This is a genomic window from Nesterenkonia sp. DZ6 (assembly GCF_022565835.1).
Classification (GTDB): Bacteria; Actinomycetota; Actinomycetes; order Actinomycetales; family Micrococcaceae; genus Nesterenkonia.
Genome location: NZ_JAJOYW010000001.1, coordinates 20,469 through 39,485 on the forward strand (window position 1 = coordinate 20,469; position 19,017 = coordinate 39,485).

At 66.6% G+C, this 19,017-nt stretch carries 16 protein-coding genes; 4 read left to right on the forward strand and 12 right to left on the reverse strand.

The features are described from left to right. Position 1: 1 nt before the first annotated feature. The 5 genes from proB to LTH93_RS00125 all read right to left on the reverse strand — a co-directional run bounded on the left by proB (position 2) and on the right by LTH93_RS00125 (position 7,016). Positions 2–1,156 (reverse strand): glutamate 5-kinase, encoded by a 1,155-nt coding sequence (gene proB / locus LTH93_RS00105; protein WP_241464729.1) that lies wholly within the window; start codon positions 1,154–1,156, stop codon positions 2–4. Beyond that, positions 1,153–2,823 (reverse strand): GTPase ObgE, encoded by a 1,671-nt coding sequence (gene obgE / locus LTH93_RS00110; protein ID WP_241469409.1) that lies wholly within the window; start codon positions 2,821–2,823, stop codon positions 1,153–1,155. The genes proB and obgE overlap by 4 nt, the downstream gene beginning before the upstream one ends. 107 nt (positions 2,824–2,930) lie before the next feature. Continuing rightward, positions 2,931–3,185: a 50S ribosomal protein L27 gene (gene rpmA / locus LTH93_RS00115; protein ID WP_036475435.1), complete on the reverse strand. Its 255-nt coding sequence runs from the start codon at positions 3,183–3,185 to the stop codon at positions 2,931–2,933. Between the two features lie 52 nt (positions 3,186–3,237). Then, positions 3,238–3,546 (reverse strand): 50S ribosomal protein L21, encoded by a 309-nt coding sequence (rplU, locus tag LTH93_RS00120; RefSeq protein ID WP_241465088.1) that lies wholly within the window; start codon positions 3,544–3,546, stop codon positions 3,238–3,240. 209 nt (positions 3,547–3,755) lie between these two features. Next, a complete protein-coding gene (locus LTH93_RS00125) occupies positions 3,756–7,016 on the reverse strand; it encodes an Rne/Rng family ribonuclease (protein WP_241469410.1) in 3,261 nt (1,086 codons plus the stop codon). Positions 7,017–7,395: 379 nt separating this feature from the next. On the opposite strand from LTH93_RS00125, the gene LTH93_RS00130 reads away from it, so the two are divergent. From LTH93_RS00130 to LTH93_RS00140, 3 genes are all read left to right on the forward strand, one after another. Next, a complete protein-coding gene (locus tag LTH93_RS00130) occupies positions 7,396–8,007 on the forward strand; it encodes a vitamin K epoxide reductase family protein (protein WP_241464726.1) in 612 nt (203 codons plus the stop codon). Positions 8,008–8,094: 87 nt separating this feature from the next. Continuing rightward, entirely contained in the window at positions 8,095–9,204 is a 1,110-nt protein-coding gene (locus LTH93_RS00135; RefSeq protein WP_241469411.1) for an S-(hydroxymethyl)mycothiol dehydrogenase, read from the forward strand. Positions 9,205–9,212: 8 nt separating this feature from the next. Beyond that, the gene (locus tag LTH93_RS00140) at positions 9,213–9,869 is read left to right on the forward strand and encodes an MBL fold metallo-hydrolase (RefSeq protein WP_241469413.1); all 657 of its coding nucleotides are present in this window, start codon (positions 9,213–9,215) and stop codon (positions 9,867–9,869) included. A gap of 51 nt (positions 9,870–9,920) precedes the next feature. Here LTH93_RS00140 and LTH93_RS00145 read toward each other — a convergent pair whose 3' ends face one another. From LTH93_RS00145 to nrdH, 5 genes are all read right to left on the reverse strand, one after another. Beyond that, positions 9,921–10,715: a lipoate--protein ligase family protein gene (locus tag LTH93_RS00145; protein ID WP_241469415.1), complete on the reverse strand. Its 795-nt coding sequence runs from the start codon at positions 10,713–10,715 to the stop codon at positions 9,921–9,923. Between the two features lie 40 nt (positions 10,716–10,755). Beyond that, entirely contained in the window at positions 10,756–11,730 is a 975-nt protein-coding gene (gene nrdF, locus LTH93_RS00150) for a class 1b ribonucleoside-diphosphate reductase subunit beta (protein WP_106123034.1), read from the reverse strand. Positions 11,731–11,808: 78 nt separating this feature from the next. Next, positions 11,809–13,953: a class 1b ribonucleoside-diphosphate reductase subunit alpha gene (nrdE, locus tag LTH93_RS00155; RefSeq protein ID WP_241465087.1), complete on the reverse strand. Its 2,145-nt coding sequence runs from the start codon at positions 13,951–13,953 to the stop codon at positions 11,809–11,811. Between the two features lie 41 nt (positions 13,954–13,994). After that, positions 13,995–14,423: a class Ib ribonucleoside-diphosphate reductase assembly flavoprotein NrdI gene (nrdI, locus tag LTH93_RS00160; RefSeq protein WP_241464722.1), complete on the reverse strand. Its 429-nt coding sequence runs from the start codon at positions 14,421–14,423 to the stop codon at positions 13,995–13,997. 7 nt (positions 14,424–14,430) lie between these two features. Continuing rightward, positions 14,431–14,682, reverse strand: a complete 252-nt coding sequence (gene nrdH, locus LTH93_RS00165; protein ID WP_241464721.1) for a glutaredoxin-like protein NrdH — start codon at positions 14,680–14,682, stop codon at positions 14,431–14,433. A gap of 543 nt (positions 14,683–15,225) precedes the next feature. Between nrdH and LTH93_RS00170 the strand changes: the two genes are divergently transcribed. After that, positions 15,226–16,221 (forward strand): GTP pyrophosphokinase, encoded by a 996-nt coding sequence (locus tag LTH93_RS00170; protein ID WP_241464720.1) that lies wholly within the window; start codon positions 15,226–15,228, stop codon positions 16,219–16,221. 43 nt (positions 16,222–16,264) lie between these two features. Here LTH93_RS00170 and thiD read toward each other — a convergent pair whose 3' ends face one another. Beyond that, complete coding sequence (gene thiD / locus LTH93_RS00175) at positions 16,265–17,143, reverse strand: bifunctional hydroxymethylpyrimidine kinase/phosphomethylpyrimidine kinase (RefSeq protein ID WP_241469417.1); 879 nt, start codon at positions 17,141–17,143, stop codon at positions 16,265–16,267. Positions 17,144–17,228: 85 nt separating this feature from the next. Next, the gene (locus LTH93_RS00180; protein ID WP_241469420.1) at positions 17,229–19,007 is read right to left on the reverse strand and encodes a gamma-glutamyltransferase; all 1,779 of its coding nucleotides are present in this window, start codon (positions 19,005–19,007) and stop codon (positions 17,229–17,231) included. Between the last annotated feature and the right edge of the window lie 10 nt (positions 19,008–19,017).

Here is a 19,017-nt window from a genome sequence, read left to right on the forward strand (position 1 = left end):
CTCACAGCCTAGTCTCGATGCGGACGATGTCATCTGCATGAATCACTGCACGTTCATATTCCGGCCCCAGGTCGGTGCCCAGCTCGGCGGTGGAGCGCCCGAGCATCTGCGGGAGCTCGGTGGAGGAGTACCCCACCAGTCCCCTGGCCCGCACGGTGCCGGCCCGGTCGGTGATCTCCACCGGGTCCGAAGCCTCGAAGTCCCCGGTCAGGGCGAGGATCCCGGCCGGCAGCAGTGAGCGTCGACCTTCGACGACGGCGGCGACAGCCCCGTCGTCGATGCTCAGCCGGCCCTTGGGGTGGGCCAGGTGGGCGATCCAGGCGGACCGGGCGCCGCGGCGTCGTCCCCTGGCCTCGAAGAAGGTGCCCACGTCTTCGCCGTGGAAGAGCCGGCGGGCGTTCGGCGCGGAGGTCAGCAGCGCCGGGATGCCGCTGGAGGCGACGATCTGGGCGGCTTCGACCTTGGTCACCATGCCCCCGGTGCCGACGCCGGCCTTCCCGCGGCGGCCCAGTGTCACCCCGGTCAGGTCCTCGGGACCGGAGACATGGGAGACCGGTGAGCCGCCCTGTTCCGGCGGCCCGTCGTAGAGGGCGTCCACGTCGGAGAGCAGGATCAGCGCGTCCGCGCGGAGCAGGTTCGCGGTCAGCGCGGCGAGCCGGTCATTGTCGCCGAAGCGGATCTCGTGGGTGGCCACCGCGTCGTTCTCGTTGATCACCGGGACCGCTCCGAGGCTGAGCAGCTTCTCCAGGGTGCGCAGCGCGTTGGTGTACTGGGTGCGCCGCATCAGGTCCTCCACGGTCAGCAGCACCTGCGAGACGGTGGTCTGATACTGGGCGAAGGCCCGGGTGTAGTGCGCCAGCAGCAGCCCCTGGCCGACGGCGGCCGCAGCCTGCTGGGTGGCGAGGTCGGCCGGCCGGGTGCCCAGACCCAGCGGGGCCAGGCCCGCGGCGATCGCACCTGAGGAGACCAGCACGACCTCGGTGCCGCGCGCACGCAGCACCTGCAGATCCGCGACCAGCCGATTCAGCGCGTCCACGGAGATCCCCCCGTCAAGGGTGGTCAGCGAGGAGGAGCCGATCTTCACCACCACGCGCCTGGCGTTGACCAGGTCCGTGCGGGCGGTGACCATCGATTCGGTCAGCCGGGGCGTGCTCATCGCTGGTCGGCCTCCGCCTCATCAGTGCCGAAGCCCTCGTCCTGCAGGTCGTCAGGATTGCCGTGCGGGTAGAAGATCTCCACGCCGTCCTCATCGGTGACGCTGGTGGGCGCGCCGTCGTCCTTGCGCTTGGTGGGCGCGCCGGCCTGGGAGCGGTACTCCACGTCCATCTCGGCGCGGGTGGAGACCTTCGCGGCGCGGCGGTCTGCCTGCTCCTGCTTCTTCTCCGCACGGGTGGGCCGGGAATGGTCGTCCAGGCGCAGATCGGTGCCGCGAGGACCGCCCAGGTGCTCGGCACCGGCAGCCATGGTGGGCTCCCAGTCGAAGACCACGCCGTCCTCCTCGGAGCCGATGACCACGGCCTCGCCGGGCTTGGCGCCCTGCTTGAAGAGCTCGTCCTCGATGCCGACGGCGACCAGGCGGTCGGCGAGGTAGCCGACGGCCTCGTCGTTGCCGAAGTCGGTCTGCAGGATCCAGCGCTCGGGCTTGTCCCCGCGCACGCGCCACAGCGGCTCGCCGCCCTTGGACTCCGCGGTGACGGTGAACTGCTTGCGGTTCACCGAGCGTGGCCGCACGGTGACCGGCACCGGGGCGGGTTCGATCTCGCGCTGGGCGCGCGCCTCGAGGACCAGTTCGGCCATGGCGAAGCCGAGATCGCGCAGTCCGTCGCGGTTCAGTGCGGAGACGTCGAAGACCCGGTAGCCGCGGCCGGTGAGCTCGGCGCGCACCATCTCAGCCATCGCGGCACCGTCGGGCAGGTCGGTCTTGTTCAGCGCGACCAGGCGTGGGCGCTCGTTGAGCGGAACCGCGTTGGAGGAGTTGTCCTCGGTGCCGCCGGCGCCTTCGACCTTGTCCGGGGCGTAGGCAGCGAGCTCGGCCTCGATGGCGTCGAGATCGCCCAGCGGATCGCGGTCGCTCTCCAGCGAGGCGCAGTCGAGCACGTGCACCAGCGCGGCGCAGCGCTCCACGTGGCGCAGGAACTCGTGTCCCAGGCCCTTGCCCTCGGCGGCGCCGGGGATCAGTCCGGGCACATCAGCCACGGTGAACCGGGTCTCACCGGCTTCGACGACGCCCAGGTTGGGCACCAGGGTGGTGAAGGGGTAGTCAGCGATCTTGGGCCGCGCGGCGCTCATCGCTGCGATCAGGCTGGACTTGCCGGCGGAGGGGAATCCGACCAGGGCGATGTCCGCGACGGACTTCAGCTCCAGGACGATGTCGTTCGCCTCACCGGGGGTGCCGAGCAGGGCGAAGCCGGGGGCCTTGCGCTTCTTCGAGGACAGTGAGGCGTTGCCGAGACCGCCCTGTCCGCCTTCGGAGATCGTGTAGCGGGCACCGGGTTCGACGAGGTCGGCGAGGACCCGGCCGTCCCGGTCCTTGACCACGGTGCCCTCGGGCACGGGCAGCTCCAGCACGGGACCGCGGGTGCCGTGCCGGAGGTCGCCCTGGCCGACGCCGCCGTTCTCGCCGTGGCGATGCGGACGGTGGTGGTACTCCAGCAGGGTGGTGGTCTGCGGGTCGACCACGAGGACCACGGAGCCGCCGTCGCCGCCGTTGCCGCCGTCGGGCCCGCCGAGGGGCTTGAACTTCTCGCGGTGCACGGAGACGCAGCCGTGGCCACCGTTACCGCCCGTGGTGTGGAGGACCACTCGGTCGACGAAATGTGCCATGGCTGGAGACTCCTTGAAGAAAATTCTGACTTAAGACAAGTCGAGGGTGGGCCCATCAAGTGGGCCCACCCTCGACTTTACGTGCGAAACGTCTGTGCAGGCCTGGATCAGGCTGCTGGGACGATGTTGACGACCTTCCGACCGCGACGGCTGCCGAACTCGACGGCGCCTTCTGCGAGTGCGAAGAGGGTGTCATCGCCACCGCGTCCGACGTTGACGCCGGGGTGGAACTTGGTGCCGCGCTGGCGGATCAGGATCTCACCAGCGGAGACGTTCTGACCGCCGAAGCGCTTCACGCCCAGGTACTGGGCGTTGGAATCGCGGCCGTTGCGAGTCGAGCTCGCACCTTTTTTATGTGCCATTGGGTCTGCCTACCTCTCGGGAAGAACGGGGAAACTGCGAACCTTGATCGCCTCAGGCGATCGAGGTCACCTTGATGCGGGTGAGCTCAGAACGGTGACCCTGGCGCTTGCGGTAGCCGGTCTTGTTCTTGAACTTCTCAATGACGATCTTCTTACCGCGGAAGTTCTCCAGGACCTCGGCCTCGACCGAGATCTTGGCGAGCTCATCTGCTGCGGTAGTGACCTTGTCCCCGTCCACCAGCATCACTGCCGGCAGCTTAATGGTGCTGCCTGCCGCGCCCGGAACTCGGTCAACGGTCACGAGGTCTCCAACGGAAACCTTTTCCTGGCGGCCGCCAGCGCGGACAATCGCGTACACCACTTGGGACTCACTTCTCTCGATGATCATTTCGGACTAAACCAATCGCGCATATCAGCGGTGAATTCTCTCTGCAGAGATTCTCCGCCGATCTGCGCGGAAGACATGTTGGTGCTTATAACACCAAGGGTCAACCTTACGCGAGGACCCCTGGGACAGCAAGTTGGCCGAGCCCGATCCACCCAGCGGGTGGAGCAGGCCCGGCCCGCTGGCTACTCGGGGCGGGAGATCTCCTCGGCCTTGACCCCTACGCCGAGCATCACCGGCTCGGTCGCCGGCTTCTTCGTCGCGGTCTCGGCAGATCCCTGCTCGGCCTGCGCCGAGGAGAAGGTCTTGCCCTCAGGCTTCTGCGCGGCGGCGATCTGCTGCACCTCGCCGGAGGCGCCCTGGACCGATCCGGCGGCACGACGCCGGCGACGGGCCGGTGCTGGGCTGCGCGGTTCACGCGAGTCCAGCGCCTGACCCAGGGTGTCGAGCGAGGCCTGCTTGTCCTGGCTGGAGGCGCCTGCGGAGGCGGGCGCCTTCTGCTCGCGCTTCTCGGCGCGCGGAAGCGGAACCTCCTCGCCGCCGATCTTGAGCACCTTCTCGCCGGAGGCCTCGGCCGGAGCCGCTGCCGCGGCGTCGGACTTGGCCGTGCCGGTCTTCACGTTGTCGGTCTTCGCTGCACCGGAATCAGTTGCGCCGGAGTCAGCCGGAGTGCTCGACCCCGCGCTGCCAGCGGGCTGGCTGGCGCTGCGTCGTCCCCTGCGGCGTGCCGGACGGGACCCTGACGTGGAGCCGGACTGAGCGTTCTCGGCAGAGCGGTCGCCGTCGTTGCGGTCAGCACCCTTCTCGGCGTTCTTCGCGGAGCCCTGCTCGGCACCGGCGTCAGTGTTCTTGTCGCGATCCCCGGAGGAGCGCTGCTCCTCCTCGGCGTGCTTCGACGCGGTGGCCGCGGCGACCTGGGCCAGTGCCTGGCGGGCCTTCTCCTGCCGCTCCTTCTCCTCGGCACTGACCTCGGGGGTGGACTGCTGGGAGTCGTTGTCATCCTCGGGGCGGCGACCCTTGGCCTTGCGCCGCTTCTTCGGCGCCCGGGCCTTCTGCGGGTCCCCGTGCGAGGTGAAGGATCCACCGTGCTCGATCGGTTCGGCGTGGGTGATCACGCCGCGTCCAGCGCAGTGCTCGCAGTCTTCGGAGAAGACCTCCAGCAGGCCGGTGCCCATGCGCTTGCGGGTCATCTGGATCAGACCCAGCGAGGTCACCTCAGCGACCTGGTGCTTGGTGCGGTCTCGGCCCAGGCACTCGACCAGTCGGCGCAGCACCAGATCGCGGTTGACCTCGAGGACCATGTCGATGAAGTCGACCACGATGATCCCGCCGATGTCGCGCAGGCGCAGCTGCCGGACGAGCTCTTCGGCGGCTTCGAGGTTGTTCTTGGTGACGGTCTCCTCGAGGTTGCCGCCGGAGCCGACGAACTTGCCGGTGTTGACGTCGACCACGGTCATGGCTTCGGTGCGGTCGAAGACCAGCGAGCCGCCGGAGGGCAGGTTGACCTTGCGGTCCAGCGCCTTGTTCAGCTGCTCGTCGATCCGGTGGTGGGAGAAGATGTCGTCGGCCTGCTGCTCCTCCGGGATCCACTGCTGGAGCCGGTCGAGCAGGTGCGGAGCCACATAGGTGACGTACGCCTCGATGTTGTCCCAGGTCTCGTCACCCTGGACCTCCATGGAGGAGAAGTCTTCGTTGAAGACGTCACGGACCACCTTGATGGTCAGGTCGGGCTCGGCGTAGAAGAGCTCCGGTGCCAGCACCTTCTTGTCATCGGACTGGCGCTGGATCTGCTCCCAGAGCGAGCGCAGCCGGTTGATGTCGTTGGTCAGCTCCTCCTCGGAGGCGCCTTCCGCAGCCGTGCGCACGATCACGCCGGCGTTGTCGGGCATGTGGTCCTTGAGGACCTTCTTCAGCCGGGCGCGCTCGGTGTCGGGCAGCTTCCGCGAGATGCCGGTCATCGAACCGCCGGGCACGAAGACCAGGTAGCGACCGGGCAGCGAGATCTGGCTGGTCAGCCGGGCTCCCTTGTGTCCGACCGGGTCCTTGGTGACCTGGACGAGCACCGAGTCCCCGGACTTCAGCGCGTTCTCGATCTTGCGCGGGCCTCCGCTCAGACGGGACGCGGCCCAGTCGACCTCACCGGCGTAGAGCACGGCGTTGCGGCCGCGGCCGATGTCCACGAAGGCGGCCTCCATGGAGGGCAGCACGTTCTGGACCTTGCCGAGGTAGACGTTGCCGATCAGCGAATCCTGGGTGGTGTGCGAGACGTAGTGCTCTGCGAGCACGCCGTCCTCGAGCACGCCGATCTGGATTCGCTCGCCGCGCTGGCGCACGATCATCTTGCGGTCCACGGACTCGCGGCGCGCCAGGAACTCGGCCTCGGTGATGACCTGCCGGCGGCGTCCGGTGTCCCGGGAGGACCGCCGGCGCTGCCGCTTGGCCTCGAGCCGGGTGGAGCCCTTGAGCCCGGTGACCTTGTCCGAGACCGGAGCCTCAGCGGCCTCGCGCGGCGCGCGGACCCGGGTCACGGTGTGGGCGTCATCTTCGTTGGACTCGACCTCCAGGTCGGCGCTGCCGCGACGACGACGACGGCGCTTGCGGATCACCGGCTCGTCATCGTCCGCGGAGCTGGTCTCCCGCTCGGAGCGGCTCTGCGAACCGGACCCGTCGCCGGACTCGCCGTCCTTGGAGTCGCCGTTCTTGGAATCGGAGTTCTTGGAATCGGAGTTCTTCGAGCCGTTCTGCCGCGCAGAGTCCCGCTGGTCCGCGGAGTCCCCCGCTGAGCTCTGCGAGTCCGACGAGTCGGAGTCGCTGGAGTCTTCGGAGCTGCGGTTCTTGTTCCGACCGCCGCGGCGACGCTTGCGGCGCGAGCGACGGCCCTGGCCGTCACCGTCCTGGTCGTCCTCGGACTGCGCATCCCAGTCCTGGGACTCGTCGTCCTCGGAGTCCCGATCCTGGGAGCTGCTGTTCTGTGAGTCGCGGCCCTGGGAATCGCTGTTCGCCGAGTCACCGCCCTGTGCTGAACGGTCCTGTCCTGGACGGTCCTGGGCGCCAGAGCTGGGGTCACCATCACTGGCGGACCGGTCGCCCCTGCGCGAAGCCGAGTCGTCCTTGGACGGGCTTCCCGCGTTGGAGCCGCTGCGTCGCGAACCGCGCCGGCGTGATCCGGACTCAGGCTGGTCCTCGTCCTGGGAGTCGGAGTCCTCGGTGTCGGCGCTGCGGGTCTTCGCCGGGGTCCGTGGCTTGACCGTGGCCAGATCCGGCGCCTGGAACAGGACGTTGACGGCGTCGTCCTGAACGGCTGCTCGGGGCTCCTGGGCCGACTCCGCCTCTGCGGCGCTGCGGGAGGGCTCGGAGCTCTCCGGCGACGGCTGCGGCGCACTGAAGGGATTGAAGATGTCGTTGCTGCCCGCTGCGTCGTCTGCGGGGGTCTCGGGGTGGGACATTATGGAGTTGCTCCTGACCGCTCCCACGGTGCCACACTCACCGCGTCTGCGGCTCTGCTTAGGTGGATTCAGCCGGTCGCGTTGACCCTGGCTCTCACAAAGGGTGCGACCTGCTCATTCCACTTATTGATGTTGTCTCAAACCTATGTTCCTAGCTGCACTGGCTTTCCGGGCGCTGCTCCCATTCTCGGAGCGCGCTCTGCGCGGCCTTCCAGTGGCTGCTCATCACTCCCCGGCCTCTGCTGTGACCGTTTCTCACAGCGGCATCGCTGAGGCCCAGGTGATGGCGTGCAAGCCTTCTCGGTCTGCGGGTGTGGTCCGCTCGCCGATGCAACTCAGTATCGCATACCCCTCCAGATATCTTGCGTAGAATCCCCGCATGGCCCTTTACCCGACTGAGCAGCTGATTCGTCCCGCCGTCGCCTCCACACGATCGGTGGGCCTCTGGCTGCTGCTGACCTCGGTCATCGCCGCGGTGGCCAGCGGGCTGCTGATGTATGAGCGCGTCCAGCTCTGGCGCGACGCTGACTACACCACCGCCTGCGACATCAACCCCTGGGTCTCCTGCGGGCTCGTGATGGACTCCTGGCAGGCTTCCAGCTTCGGCTTCCCGAACATCTTCCTGGGCGTGATCGGCTTCCCGATGGCGATCCTTGTCGCCGTGACCATCCTGAGCCGGGTCCCGCTTCCGCGCTGGTACTGGCTGGGGCTGCAGGCCGGCGTGACCTTCGCGCTGATCTTCTGCATCTGGCTGTGGTCCCAGGCGGTGTTCGTCATCGGCGCGCTCTGCCCCTACTGCATGGTGGTCTGGGCAGCGGTCATCCCGATGTTCGTGGTCGTCACCGCTCGCAACATCGCCACCGGCGCCCTGCCCGCGGGCACCGGACTGCAGAAGCTCTCCGCTGACTGGTGGTGGGTGGTCATCGCGCTGATCTACCTGGTGGTGCTGGGCAGCATCATCGTGCAGTTCCCTCAGGTCTTCACCGGCTGAGGAGCACCGTCGGGCTCCTGAGATATCGTGGAAACCGGCGTGCAAGACACGCCGAACGTGTGACCTGCAGATATTTAGGAGCTGGCAATGCCCCAGACCGTTAGTGCCGTCGTCGTCAAAGAGAAGAACGGCCCCGCCGTTCTCGAGCAGATCATCGTGCCGGACCCGATCGCTGGTGAGGTCGTCGTCGATGTCCTCACCTGCGGCGTGTGTCAGACCGATCAGCACTACCAGCAGGGCGAGGTGGGCGACAACTTCCCGTACCTGCTGGGCCACGAAGCCACCGGCCGGGTCTCAAAGATCGGCGAAGGCGTGACCAATGTGACTGTCGGTGACACCGTCATCCTGAACTGGCGCGCTGTCTGCGGCGAGTGCCGCGCCTGCCGCAAGGGCGAGCCGAAGTACTGCTTCGACACCCACAACGCGCAGCAGCAGATGACGCTCACCGACGGCACCCCGCTGGAGGCCGCGCTGGGAATCGGCGCCTTCGCGGAGAAGACCCTGGTCGCCGCCGGACAGTGCACCGTGATCCAGGACCTGCCCGCCGAGTCCAATGCAGCCGTGGGCCTGCTGGGCTGCGGAATCATGGCCGGAATCGGCGCAGCGATCAACACCGGCGAGGTCAAGCGCGGCGAGTCTGTCGCTGTGATCGGCGCCGGCGGAGTCGGCACCGCCGCGGTGCTCGGCGCGAAGCTGGCCGGAGCCACCACCATCATCGCCGTGGACCTGGACGACCGGAAGCTTGCCAAGGCGGCCGACCTCGGCGCCACCCACACCATCAACTCGAAAGAGTCCGACGCGGTCGAGACCATCCGCGAGCTGACCGGCGGCTTCGGCGCTGATGTGGTCATCGACGCCGTGGGCCGACCAGAGACGTATAAGCAGGCGTTCTATGCCCGCGACCTCGCCGGACGGGTGGTGCTCGTCGGGGTTCCCGATCCCTCACACACCCTGGAGCTTCCGCTGGCCGACTTCTTCGGCCGCGGCGGATCGCTGAAGTCCTCCTGGTACGGCGACTGCCTGCCCTCCCGGGACTTCCCGATGCTGGTGAGCCACTACCGCAACGGCAACCTCGACCTCGACGCCTTCGTCACCGAACGCGTCAGCCTCGACCAGGTCCAGGAAGCCTTCGACACGATGAACCGCGGCGAGGTGCTGCGCTCGGTCGTCGAGCTTCAGTCCTCCACCCAGAATTGAGGAATCCCATGAGCACCAGCTTCGAGAATCTCGTCACCTCCGGAACGTTCTCGCTCGACGGCGGAACCTGGGATGTGGACAACAACGTCTGGATCATCGGCGATGCGAACGAGGTCATCATCATCGATCCCGCCCACGACGCCGACGCCGTGGCCAAGGCCGTGGGGGAACGGGCCGTGAGCGCGATCCTGCTGACCCATGGGCATGACGATCACATCAGCCAGGCTCTGGAGGTGCAGAAGCGCCTGGGCGGCAGGATCCATCTGAACCCGGAGGATCAGATGCTCTGGGACTCCGTGCATGGGGGCACCGTGCCGGATGTGCACATCGGCGATGGCGACGTGTTCACCGTGGGAGACGCCACCCTGGTGGCGATCCACACCCCGGGCCACTCCCCCGGGTCCACCTGCTTCTACTCCGAGGCGCTGACCAGCCCCGACGGCGCAACACAACCGGTGCTGTTCTCCGGAGACACGCTGTTCTCCGGCGGTCCCGGCGCCACCGGTCGGTCCTACTCCAGCTTCGAGACGATCATCGAGTCGATCCGGACTCGACTGTTCCAGGAGCTGCCGGCCGAGACGGTGGTCAACACCGGGCACGGCCCGTCGACCTCCATCGGTGCCGAGTCGCCGCAGCTGCAGGAATGGATCGATCGCGGAGAGTGATCGGACGCGGAGGGTGATCAGCCGCAGGGAGTGATCAGCTGCGGGCACTGATCAACGGCGCGCACTGACGCTGGGAGGGGTCGGCGAGGGTTCGTCGATCTCTTCCAGCGCCCAGTGCCGGCGGTAGACCTGAAGCACCGCGGCTTCGATGTTCTCCACGGTGGTGTCCACACCGAGATCGGTGATCGCACCGGCGGTCAGCGGGTCCCAGGGAAGCCCCAGAGCCGCATAGGCGCGGGACAGCACCCGACGAATCGATGCTCCGTCCTCGACGATGATCGAGGAGGAGAAGAGCCAGCCCGAGCTGATGACCCGCTGGGCGGTCCCGATGAGCTTGATCCTGAGGTCAGGATCCACCCGCGAGATGCCGTGGATCGAATGGTCGCCCGGGCAGTATTCGCCGGGGATGGGTCCCAGGCGGGCCGAGACCCCCGCCGTCTCCAGTGCTTCGCGCAGAAGCTCGCCGAACTCGGTGAACCGGGTCTGGGATGCACGGATCGGATCGGGGTCCGGCTCGATGTGGTCGATGACCAGGGAACCCGGATGATAGGCCGCCGCACGACCCCCGGCCCGACGGACCAGAGGAGTGAAGCCCTCCTCGCGGCAGCCCTGGGCAGCCGCGGCGAATCCCGGCAGCCGCTGGTCGCGCTGTCCGAAGGCCACCGTGGGTTCTGGACGGTAGAGCCGCAACAACGGTGCGATCCCGCCGTCGCTCTGAGAGTCCCGGATGCGGAGGGCCTTCGCGGCGCGGGTGCGCTGCAGCAGAGTCAGGGCCAGCTCGAGGTCGGCCTCGGCGCCGTGGCTTGCGCGCTGTCGGTAGACCTGGAGCGGCCCTGTGTCTGTCATGCGATGTGTGTCTGGCGAGATCTGTCAGCCGGTGGGCGGATCAGAAGTCCCAGTCGTCGTCTTCGGTCTCCTCGGCCTTGCCGATCACGTAGGAGGACCCAGAGCCGGAGAAGAAGTCGTGATTCTCATCGGCGTTCGGGCTCAGCGCGGAGAGGATCGCGGGGTTCACGTCGGTGAGCTCCTTGGGGAACATCGCCTCATAGCCCAGGTTCATCAGGGCCTTGTTGGCGTTGTAATGCAGGAACTTCTTCACATCCTCGCTGAGGCCCACGCCGTCGTAGAGGTCGTGGGTGTACTGCAGCTCGTTCTCGTAGAGCTCGTACATGAGCTCGTAGGTGTAGTCCTTGAGCTCCTGCTGGCGCTCCGGAGTCTCGCGCTCCAGCGCCCGCTGGTACTTATAGCCGATGTAGTACCCGTGCACGGCCTCGTCGCGGATGATCAGCCGGATGATGTCTGCGGTGTTGGTCAGCTTGGCGCGTGAGGACCAGTGCATGGGCAGGTAGAACCCGGAATAGAAGAGGAAGGACTCCAAGATGGTGGAGGCCACCCGCTTCTTCAGCCCGTCATCGCCGTGGTAGTAGTCCATCACGATCTGCGCCTTGCGCTGCAGGTTCGCGTTCTCCTTGGACCAGCGGAAGGCCTCGTCGATCTCCTTGGTGGAGCACAGCGTGGAGAAGATCTGTGAGTAGGACTTGGCGTGGACCGACTCCATGAAGGAGATGTTGGTCATCACCGCCTCCTCGTGCTGGGTCAGTGCGTGCGGGATCAGCGCCACCGCACCCACGGTGCCCTGGATGGTGTCCAGCAGGGTCAGCCCGGTGAAGACCCGCATGGTGAGGGTCTTCTCCTCTTCGGTCAGCGTCGCCCAGGACTGGACGTCGTTGGACAGCGGGATCTTCTCCGGCAGCCAGAAGTTGTTGACCAGGCGGTTCCAGACTTCGCTGTCCTTCTCGTCTTCGAGGCGGTTCCAGTTGATCGCCTCGACGTGCTCGAGGAGCGCTTTAGATGGTGTCAACGTCAGGGGTCTCTTTCTAGAAGAAGCGTGGAGTTCCGGGACGGGCCGTGATGATCACAGCCCCGGTGGGCGCGAGGGTCACAGCATGCAGGAGACGCAGCCGTCGACCTCCGTGCCCTCGAGCGCAAGCTGGCGCAGGCGGATGTAGTAGAGCGTCTTGATGCCCTTGCGCCATGCGTAGATCTGCGCCTTGTTGATGTCGCGGGTGCTGGCGGTGTCCTTGAAGAACAGCGTCAGGGACAGGCCCTGGTCCACGTGCTGGGTCGCAGCGGCGTAGGTGTCGATGATCTTCTCGTACCCGATCTCATAGGCATCCTGGTAGTACTCCAGGTTGTCATTGGTCAGGTAGGGCGCCGGGTAGTAGACGCGCCCGAGCTTGCCCTCTTTGCGGATCTCGATCTTCGAGGCCACCGGGTGGATCGAAGAGGTCGAGTTGTTGATGTAGGAGATGGAACCGGTGGGCGGCACCGCCTGCAGGTTCTGGTTGTAGATGCCGTGGGCCATGACCGAGGCCTTGAGCTCCAGCCAGTCGGCCTGGGTCGGGATGGCCACGTGGCCGAACAGGGTGCGGACCTTCTCGGTCGCCGGCGCCCAGAGCTGTTCGGTGTACTTCTCGAAGAACTCACCGGTGGCGTACTGGGAGTTCTCGAAGCCGTCGAAGCTCTGGCCGCTCTCGATCGCGAGCTGGTTCGAGGAGCGCAGGGCGTGATAGAGCACCGTGTAGAAGTAGATGTTGGTGAAGTCGATGCCCTCTTCGGACCCGTAGTAGACGCGTTCCCGCGCCAGGTAGCCGTGCAGGTTCATCTGCCCCAGACCGATCGCGTGGGAGCGCCGGTTGCCCTCAGCGATGGAGGGGACCGAGTTGATGTAGGACATGTCCGAGACCGCGGTCAGGGTGCGGATCGCCGTCTCGATGGTCTGCCCGAAGTCCGGTGAGTCCATCGCCTTGGCGATGTTCATCGAGCCAAGGTTGCAGGAGATGTCCTTGCCGATCTCCGAGTAGCTCAGGTCGTCGGCGTACTCGCTGGGCTCTGAGACCTGGAGGATCTCCGAGCACAGGTTGGACATGGAGATCCGTCCGGCGATCGGGTTCGCCCGGTTCACGGTGTCTTCGAACATCACATACGGGTAGCCGGACTCGAACTGGATCTCGGCCAGGGTCTGGAAGAACTCGCGAGCGTTGATCTTGGTCTTGCGGATCCGCGCATCGTCGACCATCTCGTGATACTTCTCGGTCACCGAGATCTCGCTGAACGCCTTCCCGTAGACGCGCTGGACGTCATAGGGGCTGAACAGGTACATCGGCTCGTTCTTCTTGGCGAGCTCGAAGGTGATGTCCGGGACGACGACGCCGAGCGAGAGGGTCTTGATCCGGATCTTCTCGTCTGCGTTCTCCCGCTTGGTGTCGAGGAAGCGGAAGATGTCGGGGTGGTGGGCGTTGAGGTAGACCGCGCCGGCGCCCTGGCGTGCGCCGAGCTGGTTGGCGTAGGAGAAGGAGTCTTCCAGAAGCTTCATCACCGGGATCACACCGGAGGACTGGTTCTGGATGTGCTTGATCGGGGCGCCGTTCTCGCGGATGTTGGTCAGCGACAGGGCCACGCCTCCCCCGCGCTTGGAGAGCTGGAGGGAGGAGTTGATGGCGCGGGCGATGGACTCCATGTTGTCCTCGATGCGCAGCAGGAAGCAGGAGACCAGCTCACCGCGCTGCTTCTTGCCTGAGTTCAGGAAGGTCGGGGTCGCGGGCTGGAAGCGGCCGGAGATCATCTCGTCGACCATCTTGTTCGCCAGCTGCTCGTCGCCGCGGGCCAGGTGCAGCGCGACCATGGTCACGCGGTCCTCGTAGCGCTCCAGGTAGCGGTCACCGTCGAAGGTCTTCAGCGCGTAGGAGGTGTAGAACTTGAAGGCGCCCAGGAAGGTGGGGAACCTGAACTTCGCGGCGTAGGCGCGGTCGAAGATGGCCCTGGTGAACTCCTTGGAGTACTGCTCCAGGGTCTCGGGCTCGTAGTAGTCGTTCTCGACCAGGTAGCCCAGCTTCTCCTCCAGGTTGTGGAAGAAGACCGTGTTGGTGTTCACATGGTCCAGGAAGTACTGGCGGGCCGCGAGCTGATCCGCCTCGAACTGGATCTCGCCGTCGGGGCCGTAGAGGTTGAGCATGGCGTTGAGCTCGTGATAGCTCAGTCCCTGCCACTGGGCGGGCATGACTTTGGCCAGCGGTGCGTCCATGGAGTCCCTGCCGTGCTGGGTCTGTGCGGTGCTCGCCGCGTTCAGCGGCTTGGTTGCTGTTTCCAAAACTCTTCCAATCCCATCTCGACCGTGGCCACGTCTTCTGGTGTGCCCATCAGTTCAAATCTGTATAGATGAGGGACTCCGCACTTGGCGGCGACGATGTCGCCTGCGATGCAGTAGCTCTCATGAAAATTCGTGTTGCCCGCGCCGATCACTCCGCGCAGGAGGTTCCTGTTGGATTCAACATTGAGGAACTTGATGACCTGCTTCGGCACCGAGCCTTCGCCGGCGTCGGCCCCATATGAGGGAAGGACCAGGACGAAGGGCTGTTCCGCCTCGAGGGTCTCATCTCTGGTGAGCAGCGGAAGCCTCGCAACCTCCCCTGCCCCGCGCTGAAGCTTCTCCACGAATCGGTGCGTGTTGTTCGACACCGAGGAGAAGTAGATCAGCCTCGCCGAGGTGCTCACGGCTGCATCAGGCGACCGAGCTGATCGCAGCGTGCTGAACGGTCAGCTCGGAGATCTTGTCGGGACGGAATCCGGACCAGTGGTCGGACTCGGTGATGACCACGGGTGCCTGCATGTAGCCCAGGCCGCGCAGCCGCTCGAGGGCCTCGGCATCCTGGGTGATGTCGACGGTCTCGTAGGTCACGCCGTTCTTGTCCAGGGCGCGGTAAGTGGCGTTGCACTGGACGCAGGCGGGCTTGGTGTAGACAGTGACAGACATGGGCTCCCCGATTCAAACGTGACGTTTTGGCTATGCCTCAATACTACATCTTGGGTTCGGCGATATCAGCAGGCACTAGATGATGTACTTGCACCCGTGTAGTTCTCCACCGACTGTCCACAGGACCTGTGGACCATGACTCCCCTGGAATGGCGCGGAAGCGGCGCCCTCACCCGCTCTTCCTCCACAGCTGTGGAGTTCGATACTCCCGAGAAGAAGTTTCTTGAACCACCGCGTGTCTCGGCGTGTCTGGACCGTGAAATCGGAAGATGTTGCGTCTGTGCCCTCGATCATTCACCAGATGTTGTGGTTGGGGTCTCATCCAGGATCCCATCGACGAGCAATACCGCCCAAACATGGGTCCTGCAGAGTATCGCGGCTTCGCGGCTGTCGGCGGAAGCTGTCTGGGCGATCACAACGATTCCGTAGAGGGACTTCACAGAGAGTGCACCTAGGGTCGAGAATCAGAATCACCGGTCCCGTGACCGTCGTCTCCCAGCCCCGCGCTGTGAACCCCTGAAACCCCCTAGGAGAACTTCCCCCATGTCCGCTGGACGCGCTCCTGCCACTGACAGCCATTTCCTGCCCGTCGATGCCCCTGACCGAGTCTCGCTGAGCGCCGGGGTCCGCGTCCCGCCCGGCAAGGACCTGGCCCAGCAGGCGCCGCTGGCGAAGAAGGCGCAGCGCAGCGAGTCCGATGTCTACCGAGCGCTGCTCTCGGAGCTGCACAGCAGCGCCGGAGAGGAGGGTGACGGCGTGGCGGTGCGGATGGTGGACATCCGGCGGCAGCTCACCGAGTTCCAGCTGCACTATAAGTTCGGCATGGATGAGGTGCTCACCAAGATCAACGTGCTGCGCGAGGAGTTCGAACACACCCGCGACTACTCCCCCATCGAGCATGTGAACTACCGGCTGAAATCCCTGGACCGGATCCTGGACAAGGTGCAGCGCTATGGCTGTGAACCCACCCTGGAGAGCATCCGGCACTCCATCCGGGACATCGCAGGGATCCGGATCACCTGCTCCTTCGTCTCAGACGCCTACTGGGTCGCGGAGATGCTGTGCAGCCAGCCGGACCTGCGGGTCGTCGAGGTCAAGGACTACATCCGCACGCCCAAGGTCAACGGGTACCAGAGCCTGCATGTGATCGTGCAGGTGCCGGTCTTCCTCTCCAACCGCACCGAGTTCGTCTACGTGGAGGTGCAGATCCGCACCGTGGCGATGGACTTCTGGGCCTCGCTGGAGCACAAGATCTATTACACCTACGACGGCGAGGTGCCCGACGACATCCTCGATGAGCTGCGCGACGCCGCGGTCCAGGCCGCGGCGTTGGATCAGCAGATGGCTTCGATCAGGGACCGGGTCACCGCGCTGAAGGATCAGGCGCCGGTCTCGGGTCAGGGTGCCACCGGGCCGACTCCACGTGATCGCGCGACCACCGGGGCCTGGTTCCCTTCGGATGACGCGATGGGGACCACCTGGAAGTGGGAAGACATCGCCAAGCACGCCGGTGGACCGCACGAGACGCCGCAGGGCTGAGGCATCTGCGCCAGCCCGACGCCGGCAGGTACGCGCTGGAAGCTCAGCGCCAGAGCTGCGCGAAGTGCTGGATCGGGCCGTGACCCTTGCCGACGTCGAGGCGTTCAGAGTCCTGGAGCGCGGCCGTCATCCAGTCCTTGACCACCGGCAGCGCGGTCGACCAGCTGTGGCCGCGGGCGGCGAGAGTCGCCAGCGCCGCGGAGACCGAGCAACCGGTCCCGTGGGTGTTCTGCGTGTGGATCCGCGGCGAGAGGAACTGCTCCTCCTCCTGACGCGCTCCTGACTGCTCGGGGTAGACCAGGGTGTCGACGACGAACTCCTTCGCCGAGGCGTCGTCGAGATGTCCACCCTTGGCGAGGACCACCACCTGATGTGCATCCGCCACGGTGCGCGCCTGAGAGATGAGCCCCGCGGGGTCGGTCGCCGGCTCGGTCCCGGCCAGCAGCGCGAGTTCGGGCACGTTGGGGGTGATCAGGTCCGCCCGGTGCAGGAAGTTGATCAGCGCCGACTCCGCGGCGGCGTCGAGGAGCCGGTCCCCGGAGGTGGCGACCATGACCGGGTCGAGCACCAGCACGGGTCGGATCCCGGCGTCGTCGTGATCACCGCTGAGCCCCAGCGCGTCCAGCCACTCGGCCACCGTGGTGATGATCTCCTCGGTGCCGAGCATCCCTATCTTGATCGCGTCCAGCGCCACGTCATCGGAGACGGCATCCAGCTGTGCGCGCAGGAAGCTCGCCGGGGGCAGGTGGATGCCGCGCACCCCCTGGGTGTTCTGTGCCACCAGCGCAGTCACCACGCACATGCCGTATCCACGGTGCGCCGCAAAGCTCTTCAGGTCCGCCTGGATGCCGGCGCCGCCGGTGGGATCGGTTCCGGCGATCGAGAGGATGTTGGGGATGCTGCGCGGTGACGGGAGACTCATGGCTCCATGCTAATCGGCCCGCGCCGCTCCCCTCCGCCGCTCTCATCGGCGGGGCGCGGGCCGGATCATGCAGGCAGGTCCCAGGTCAGTCGATGACGGTGTGGCTGCCCACGCGCCGGTCATCGTCGGCGCCGGTGACCTCGCCGGTCTCGTAGTCGACCTCGAGCGCCTGGACCGAGCCGAAGCCGCCCCATTCGTCCGGCCAGACCTGCAGCTCCCAGCCGAGGTCTTCCAGGGCCTCCCGGGTCTCCTCGTCGGGCTCATCGTCGAGGACCAGAAGCTCGTCCTCCTCGATGAGGCGGAAGCGCAGCCCGTCCACGGCCTCCTGCAGGGGCGCGTCCTGCAGGCCCCACTGGGTGAGCACGGTGCCCATGATGTTCAGGATCTGGTGTCCACCCGGGGTGCCGATGCCCAGCACGGGTCGCTGCTGGTCATCGAGGACGATGCTGGGCATCGACCAGGTCACCGACTTGCGGCCGGGCTCTGGCTGGTTCGCCGGGGAGTCCACCGCCTCGAAGCGGCTGAGCTGGTTGTTCAGGTAGAAGCCTCCGCTGACCTCCCCGGCGCCCCAGAAGTTCGTCAAGGTGTTGGTCATCGAGACCATGATGCCCTCGTCATCGATCACCGAGATGTGTGTGGTGTTGGCATCCTGCGGAGCGTCCGCCTGAGCCTGGGCAGGCTGCTCCTCCGAGTCCTGGGCGGCATCCTGCGCGGCGGATTGGGCGGAGACCTCGATCTCGGCGTTGGCGGCCGAGTCGGTGAGCTCCTCGACGGGGACCTCCACGAAGGCGGGGTCGCCGATCTGGGTGAACACGGTCTCCTCGGCGACGAGCCAGGCCTCAGAGAGGGTCTCGATGTACTCCGCAGAGCCCGGTTCCAGCTCGGCGATGCCCTGGGCCTCAGCGATCTGGAGCAGCTGCACCAGCGCCGGGCCGGGGAGCGCCGGCGCCGCGGCGAGCACCTCGTAGTCGCCGAACTCCCCGGAGACCGGTGCGGAGGCGGTGACCTCGTAGTCGGCGAGGGTCTGCGCATCGATGCCCTCGACCTGGGTCAGCTCCTCGGCGAGGCTGCCGGTGTAGAAGGAATCCCAGCCCTCCGCGGCGAGGGTCTCCAAGGTGCTGGCGAGTTCGGTCTGGACCAGCTGGTCTCCGCTGGCCAGCGCCTCGCCGTCGACCTCGAAGGGTTCCACCCCTTCGATGGCCTCGGGCCCGAGGTCCTCGGTCATCCGGCTGGCCAGGAAGTCATAGACCTCGAAGCCCTCGGATGCGAGCTGCTGGGCTGGCTGGAGCAGCCGCTCCCAGTCCAGGCTGCCGTGTTCCTGATGCAGGCGTCCCATGCCGGCGACGAAGCCCGGTGCGCCGATGCCGGTCTCGGGGATCTCCCCGTCCACCCCGACCATCTCGCGGTAGTCGTAGAAGAGCGGGTCACCGTTCTGGCCGGCGATGACCACCGAGCCGCCGCCGCCGAGCCCAGAGGCGAAGGGCTCCACGACCGACATGGCGAAGGCGGCGGCGATGGCCGCGTCCACGGAGTTGCCGCCGTCGGCGAGGACCTGCTCTGCGGCGTCCACGGCGAGCGGATGCCCGGCGCTGACTCCCTGCTGGGTGAGGGTGTCCTCCACCGGTTCGGGGGTGCTGGTGGGCTCCTGCGGCTCCTCGCTGGGCGCCGGCGGGGGCGGCGGTGGGGGCTCCTCCTCGGTGGCGCAGGCGACGAGCAGCCCGAAGGCGGCGAGCAGCGCTGTGGTCTTCGCAGCCCGCCTGCGCAGCGTCCGGAGGCGCACGATGTGGGGCGCTTCAAGGAGGTGGGGCGGTGCGTGGACGTCAATCGGTGCGTCGCGGTGCGACAGGGGGTTCTTCGGCTGCATGTTTCGTCTC